The sequence below is a fragment of the Streptomyces sp. NPDC006430 genome, from assembly GCF_040612395.1.
In the GTDB taxonomy this organism is placed as follows: Bacteria; Actinomycetota; Actinomycetes; order Streptomycetales; family Streptomycetaceae; genus Streptomyces.
The window spans coordinates 21,411-27,763 of record NZ_JBEXQA010000049.1; the positions used below are offsets into that span (position 1 = coordinate 21,411).

The 6,353-nt window shown below is 67.7% G+C and carries 7 protein-coding genes and 2 pseudogenes; 5 read left to right on the top strand and 4 right to left on the bottom strand.

Annotation, left to right across the window (positions count from 1 at the left end):
• Window positions 1-28 precede the first annotated feature (28 nt).
• Entirely contained in the window at window positions 29-1,012 is a 984-nt protein-coding gene (locus ABZZ20_RS34540; RefSeq protein WP_356876577.1) for an SPFH domain-containing protein, read from the top strand.
• Window positions 1,013-1,143: 131 nt separating this feature from the next.
• Window positions 1,144-1,914 carry a sulfite exporter TauE/SafE family protein gene (locus ABZZ20_RS34545; protein ID WP_356876591.1) on the top strand — a complete coding sequence of 257 codons (771 nt, stop codon included), beginning with the start codon at window positions 1,144-1,146 and terminating at the stop codon, window positions 1,912-1,914.
• Between the two features lie 60 nt (window positions 1,915-1,974).
• Here the strand turns inward: ABZZ20_RS34545 and ABZZ20_RS34550 are convergent, their stop codons facing one another.
• From ABZZ20_RS34550 to ABZZ20_RS34560, 3 genes are all read right to left on the bottom strand, one after another.
• Complete coding sequence (locus ABZZ20_RS34550) at window positions 1,975-2,478, bottom strand: HNH endonuclease (protein ID WP_356876579.1); 504 nt, start codon at window positions 2,476-2,478, stop codon at window positions 1,975-1,977.
• A gap of 149 nt (window positions 2,479-2,627) precedes the next feature.
• Window positions 2,628-3,161 carry a YbhB/YbcL family Raf kinase inhibitor-like protein gene (locus ABZZ20_RS34555; RefSeq protein WP_356876581.1) on the bottom strand — a complete coding sequence of 178 codons (534 nt, stop codon included), beginning with the start codon at window positions 3,159-3,161 and terminating at the stop codon, window positions 2,628-2,630.
• Window positions 3,162-3,212: 51 nt separating this feature from the next.
• Window positions 3,213-3,995, bottom strand: coding sequence for a sporulation protein (locus ABZZ20_RS34560; protein WP_356876583.1), 783 nt, complete (start codon window positions 3,993-3,995; stop codon window positions 3,213-3,215).
• A gap of 110 nt (window positions 3,996-4,105) precedes the next feature.
• Between ABZZ20_RS34560 and ABZZ20_RS34565 the strand changes: the two are divergent.
• Both ABZZ20_RS34565 and ABZZ20_RS34570 read left to right on the top strand, forming a co-directional pair.
• Window positions 4,106-4,363: pseudogene (locus ABZZ20_RS34565) on the top strand (DNA-3-methyladenine glycosylase); the annotation flags it as partial.
• A 14-nt stretch (window positions 4,364-4,377) separates the two neighbouring features.
• On the top strand, window positions 4,378-4,989 hold the full coding sequence (locus ABZZ20_RS34570) for a DNA-3-methyladenine glycosylase (RefSeq protein ID WP_356876585.1): 612 nt from the start codon (window positions 4,378-4,380) through the stop codon (window positions 4,987-4,989).
• Window positions 4,990-5,350: 361 nt separating this feature from the next.
• Here ABZZ20_RS34570 and ABZZ20_RS34575 read toward each other — a convergent pair whose 3' ends face one another.
• Window positions 5,351-5,599 (bottom strand): zinc ribbon domain-containing protein, encoded by a 249-nt coding sequence (locus ABZZ20_RS34575; RefSeq protein WP_356876587.1) that lies wholly within the window; start codon window positions 5,597-5,599, stop codon window positions 5,351-5,353.
• 11 nt (window positions 5,600-5,610) lie between these two features.
• Here ABZZ20_RS34575 and ABZZ20_RS34580 point away from each other — a divergent pair.
• Window positions 5,611-5,994, top strand: a pseudogene (locus ABZZ20_RS34580) (DNA-3-methyladenine glycosylase); the annotation flags it as partial.
• Window positions 5,995-6,353: the final 359 nt, after the last annotated feature.

Consider the following 6,353-nt stretch of genomic DNA (forward strand, 5'->3'; position numbering starts at 1 on the left):
ACACAGCCGGAAGGGCACGGGGAACCGCATGCAACCGATCATCATCGTCCTGATCATTCTGGTGGCTCTGGTCTTCATCGCACTGGTCAAGACGATCCAGGTGATCCCGCAGGCCAGCGCCGCCATCGTCGAACGCTTCGGCCGGTACACGCGCACCCTCAACGCAGGCCTCAACATCGTCGTCCCGTTCATAGACTCGATCCGCAACCGCATCGACCTGCGCGAGCAGGTCGTGCCGTTCCCGCCGCAGCCGGTGATCACCCAGGACAACCTGGTCGTCAACATCGACACCGTCATCTACTACCAGGTGACCGACGCCCGCGCCGCGACGTACGAGGTCGCCAGCTACATCCAGGCCATCGAGCAACTCACCGTCACCACGCTGCGCAACATCATCGGTGGCATGGACCTGGAACGGACCCTCACCTCCCGCGAGGAGATCAACGCGGCCCTGCGCGGGGTCCTCGACGAGGCCACCGGCAAGTGGGGCATCCGCGTCAACCGCGTCGAACTCAAGGCGATCGAGCCGCCGACCTCCATCCAGGACTCGATGGAGAAGCAGATGCGCGCCGACCGCGACAAGCGCGCCGCCATCCTCCAGGCCGAGGGCGTCCGTCAGTCCGAGATCCTCCGTGCCGAGGGCGAGAAGCAGTCCTCCATCCTCCGCGCCGAGGGTGAGGCTAAGGCCGCGGCCCTGCGCGCCGAGGGTGAAGCACAGGCCATCCGTACGGTCTTCGAGTCCATCCACGCCGGCGACGCCGACCAGAAGCTCCTCGCCTACCAGTACCTCCAGATGCTCCCGAAGATCGCCGAAGGCGACGCCAACAAGCTGTGGATCGTACCCAGCGAGATCGGTGACGCCCTCAAGGGTCTGTCCGGGGCCATGGGTAACTTCGGTCCGATGGGCGGCAGTTCGGGCTTCAACCCGCAGAACGCGGGCAAGCCGGCCGGAACCAACGGCAACAACGTCGCGAACGGGACCGACCGTCGCGAGCAGCCTCCGATCGACTGACCCCCGACCCTCCCCGGGCCGACCCCCTCGACCGGGACCGCCGTCCCCTCCTGCATGATCAGTGAGGCCCCTCGACCTTGATGGCGGGGAGGCGACTCACTCATGCAAAGGGGATGGCCAAGTCCATGTCCATGTCCATCTGGGAATCACTCGCGGTGTTCGCGGCCGGCATCGGCGCCGGCACCATCAACACCATCGTCGGCTCCGGCACCCTCATCACCTTCCCGGTGCTGCTGGCCACCGGACTCCCGCCGGTGACGGCCAACGTGTCCAACACCCTGGGCCTGGTGCCCGGTTCCATCAGCGGAGCCATCGGCTACCGCAAGGAGCTCCGGGGCCAACGCAGCCGCGTCATGCGGCTCGGCGCCGTATGCCTGGTCGGGGGACTAGCGGGCGCGATCCTGCTCCTCACCCTGCCGTCGAACTCCTTCGACACGATCGTGCCCGTCCTCATCGGACTCGCCCTCGTGCTCGTCGTGCTCCAGCCTCGGCTCGCCGTGGCCCTGCGCAAGCGCCAGGAAGCAGCCGGGGGAGAACCCGGCCATCCCGACGGCGGCCCCGTCCTGCTCTGCGGCATGCTGCTGGCCAGCGCGTACGGAGGCTACTTCGGCGCCGCGCAGGGCGTGCTCTACATCGGCCTGATGGGCCTGCTGCTGCACGAGGACCTCCAGCGCATCAACGCCGTCAAGAACGTCCTCGCCGCCCTGGTGAACGGCATCGCGGCCGTCTTCTTCCTCTTCGTCGCAGAGTTCGACTGGACGGCCGTGCTCCTGATCGCGGTCGGCTCCACCCTGGGCGGCCAGATCGGCGCCAAGGTCGGTCGCCGCCTCCCGCCGAACGTGCTCCGCGCGGTCATCGTGGCGGTCGGCATCCTCGCGATCGTCCAGCTGCTGCTGCGTTGAGCGACGTAGTAGAACTACGTCGCCCCACGTATCGGCAGTCAGCCCATCGGCCCGAACGGACTACGCAGAACGCTCCAGCCACTCCGGCAGCGCCTCGCGTCCCGCCACGCCCAGCGCCAGCAGCATGGCGTCCGCCGGAGAGGGTACGAAGGGCTTACGCAGCAGCGGCATCCCCGCCTCCTCCGGAGTCCGGGCCGCCTTGCGGTGGTTGTCCTCGGCGCAGGACGCCACCGTGTTCAACCAGGTGTCCCCACCCCCCTGGGCCCGGGGCAGTACGTGGTCCACGGTCGTCGCGCGCTTCCCGCAGTACGCGCACCGGTGCTGGTCCCGGACCAGCACCCCCCTCCGTGACCAGGGAGCATGTCTTCGGAAGGGCACCCGGACGTACCTGCACAACCTGATCACCCGGGGCATCGGGAGGTCCATGGTGGCTCCGCGCACGCGCAGTTCGGGATGCGACTGCTCGACGACGGCCTTGTCCTGGAGAACCAGAACCACAGCCCGGTTCAACGTCACCGTCGACAGCGGCTCGAAGCTCGCATTCAGCACCAGCGTGTCCCGCATCTCGCCCACCTCCCGTGTGCAGGCCCGCATCCACCCTGGCGGCAGGGCCCGCAACCACTCTGGCCGCGCGCGCCACGCGGGACAACGCAATAAAAATGCCCGGTCCTGGTCGTCTTTAGACCAGGACCGGGCAAACGGCCGGCGAACGATCAGCTCGCGGGGGCCTCGTACTCACCGATCAACTGCGCCCGCCCCAACGTGTGGAAACGCAGGTTGAATCCGACGGCGGCCGGCGAGACGTCCGCACCCGGGCCCAGCTTCTCCTGGTCCACCGCGTACACGGTGAACACGTACCGGTGCCGCTCCCCGGCGGGCGGAGCGGCACCGCCGAAGTCCTGCGTGCCGTAGTCGTTCCGTACGTGCACGGCCCCGGCCGGCAGGCCCTCGAACTTCCCGCTCCCCGCCCCGGCCGGCAGTTCGGTGACCGACGCGGGCAGATCGAAGAGCACCCAGTGCCAGAAACCGCTGCCCGTCGGGGCGTCCGGGTCGAAGCACGTCACGGCGAAGCTCTTCGTCCCCTCCGGGAACCCCTCCCACCGCAGGTGGGGCGAGAGGTTCCCGCCCCGCAGGACCTGGGCTTCGCCCAGCTCCCCACCGGGTTCGAGATCCGCACTCTCGACGGAGAACGCGTGCACCTCCGGATGGAAGTCGTGGGGAAGGGGTGCCCTGTTCCGCTCGGTCACTGCTGAACCTCCTGATCGCGAACGAGTACCGAACCAGTATCGGGTCCGAGCCTAGAACCAGTTGCGCTGCGAACCCACGGACGCGATCCACTGGTTCAGGTACGCCGCCCAGTCGGTCCCCTGGTACGACTGGAGCCCCACCTGGAAGCAGCGGTACGTGTCACTGCCCTCGGTGAACAGCCCGGACTTCTTGTCCATCTCCAGGACGACGTCCATCTCGTGACCGTCCGAGACGAAGGTCAGCTCGACCTGGTTCAGCCCGCGGTACTGCGACGGGGGCAGGAACTCGATCTCCTGGTAGAACGGCAGTGTCTGACGCGTCCCACGGATGTGCCCGCGCTCCATGTCCGCACTGCGGAAGCTGAAGCCCAGCTGACGGAACGCGTCCAGGATCGCCTGCTGCGCCGGTACCGGGTGCACGTTGATCGGGTCGAGGTCGCCGGCGTCCACCGCACGGGCGATCTCCAGCTCGGTGCTGACCCCGATGTTCATGCCGTGCAGGTGCTGACCCCCGAAGTGGGTGATCGGCGTCTCCCACGGGATCTCCAGCCCGAACGGCACCACGTGCAGCGCGCCCGGCTGGACCTGGAAGGCACCGCCGAGGCGCTGCTTCGTGAAGACGACGTCCTGCTTGTACTCCTGGTCGCCGCCCTCCACCTCGACCCGCGCCTGAAGGCCGACGGACAGGCCCTCGATCTGCTGCTCCACCGAACCGCCCTGGATCCGGACCTCACCCTGGACGATCCCGCCCGGCACGACGTTCGGCTCGGTGATGATCGTGTCCACCGAAGCACCGCCGGCACCCAGCGCCGCGAACAGCTTCTTGAACCCCATGCTCTGACTCCCCTTGAAGGCTCGTGCGAATACCGCTGATAAGGCATCCTGCCAAACGCGGAACCTTAGGCCCCGGTTGCAGGTGTGCGCGTTCCACTACGCTCGACAGGATGAGCGCGCGCCCCGACCGTACGCCCCTGGCCCGGTCCTTCTTCGACCGGCCGGCCCTCACCGTGGCCCCGGACCTCCTCGGCCGCATCCTGGTGCGCACTACGCCCGACGGCCCCCTGGAGCTCCGCATCACGGAGGTGGAGGCGTACGAGGGAGAGGCCGACCCGGGCTCCCACGCCCACCGCGGACGCACCGCGCGCAACGCATCGATGTTCGGCCCGCCCGGACACGCGTACGTCTACTTCATCTACGGCATGTCAAGGCAGTCAGCATGAACATCGACCTCCTCGCCCATCCTGCTGAAACGGTTGCCCCAAGGCTGCTTGGAAGCGTCCTCACCTGCAAAACCCCCGAGGGAACCGTAAGCATCGCGATCACGGAGACCGAGGCGTACTCCGGTGAGGCCGACCCAGCTTCCCATGCCTACCGGGGCCAGACACCCCGTAATGCCGTCATGTTCGGACCCGCAGGACACCTTTACGTCTACCGGTCCCACGGTCTCCATTGGTGCGCCAACGTCATCACCGGGACGGATGGAATCGCCTCGGGTGTCCTCATCCGGGCAGGCAGGGTCATCGAGGGGGAAGACCTGGCACGCCAGCGGCGAGGGGAGAGGGTCGCGAACCCTCGTCTTGCCCGAGGTCCGGGGAACTTCTGCCAGGCACTCGGCATCACGGGAGAGCACAACGGCGCAGACCTGCTGACGGGCGCCTCGGTCGTACTGTCCGAGGGAGAGCCGGTACCCGCTGCGCTCATCCGGGTTGGCCCACGGGTGGGCGTGAGTAAAGCCCACGACTGGCAGCACCGCTTCTACCTCGCCGGTGATCCGACGGTCTCGGCGTACCGACTGAGCCCGAGAGCCAGACCGCCGGCCGGAGCCTGAGTCGCTGTGCGCCTTGCTCGCGGCCTGCCGGTGAGTCGATGCGGAGGTTTATGGCCGGAAGACGGGTGATCGCTCGCGAGGGTGGCGCGTGGCGCCGTCCTTGCCGGTCGAGTGACTGCCGACGTGCGCCCACTCCGGCCGGACGGATGGGGGATGGGCGGGCACATCAGCGGATGGCCGCCAGGGACTGCCCAGTGGGACGTCTCCCGTTTCAGTTCGAAGGCGGGGGACACTCGCAAGGAGTAGCGGAGGAGCGGCCGGTAGGTCGGCACAAGCGGAAGCGGTCAGCAGTAGGGCGGCCCCTTGGGGGCCGGCCCGGCGCCTCTCGGATGCGGCCGTCTCCTCGGCCAGCAGTTCGGCCTCACGCTCCTCGTCTGACGGCATCCGTGGCAGGTGCCGCGTTCCACTCCTCGGCCCTGTCGATGACCTTCCTGACCACGAAGGAGTCCAGCGGGTCCGCCGGGCAGGTGATGCATCGGCCACCCGAACAGGTGTAGATGCGGTACCGCTCTCCGGCCGCCTTCTTCTTGCTCCACCGTTGAGTGACGACGGCCTGGCACTTCGGGCAGCGGACCACGCCCGACAACAGGGCCGCCTTGCCGTTTTCCACCAGAGCCTTGCATGTGGTTCAGCCTCAACCTGGTGTGCGGGCCGCCGGGCCACGCGAGCGGGGTCCTGCGCGCAGGTGAGATCACGGTGGGCACCGACCTGGCTCGTAAACGTCGACTATCAGCCAGAACTGACCGAGAACTGGCCAAAGGCCCGGCTCGCCTGGCCGCGGCCCTGGCCGTGGACCGTTCCTTGGACGGCACCGACCTCTGCGGCGGCCCCGATTCCCCCTTGGTACTCCTGACGGGCACCGCGACCCCGCCCGACCTGGTGAGCAGGGCCCCCGCACGGGTGTGGGGGGGCGCCGGCGCGGCCCACCCGTACCGCTACTGGATCACCCACGACCCGACGGTGAGCCCGTACCGCGCCCACGCGCCGCGCCGCCGCTCAACTTGACTCGCCCTTGGCAGACGCCTAACGTAGCCCGAGCCGCTTGAACGGGGCACTGCTATCAGCAGACCCCCGGAGCGGCCAACCCACTACCTACGACGCTCCCCTGGCGGGGTCGATTTCGGCGTGCCCGAATTCGAATCCGATGGCTCGATTATGAGTCGCAAGGGATAAGCGCTAAAGTGGTGGAACGCCGAAAGGCAAAGGCCTCCAACGGCCGCCGAATTCAAATCCGATCCGGAAACGGCGCGGAAATGATCTGGTAGAGTTGGAAACGAAGAACGAAGCCCGGAGGAAAGCCCCAGTAATGAGGGTGAGTACAAAGGAAGCGTCCGTTCCTTGAGAACTCAACAGCGTGCCAAAAA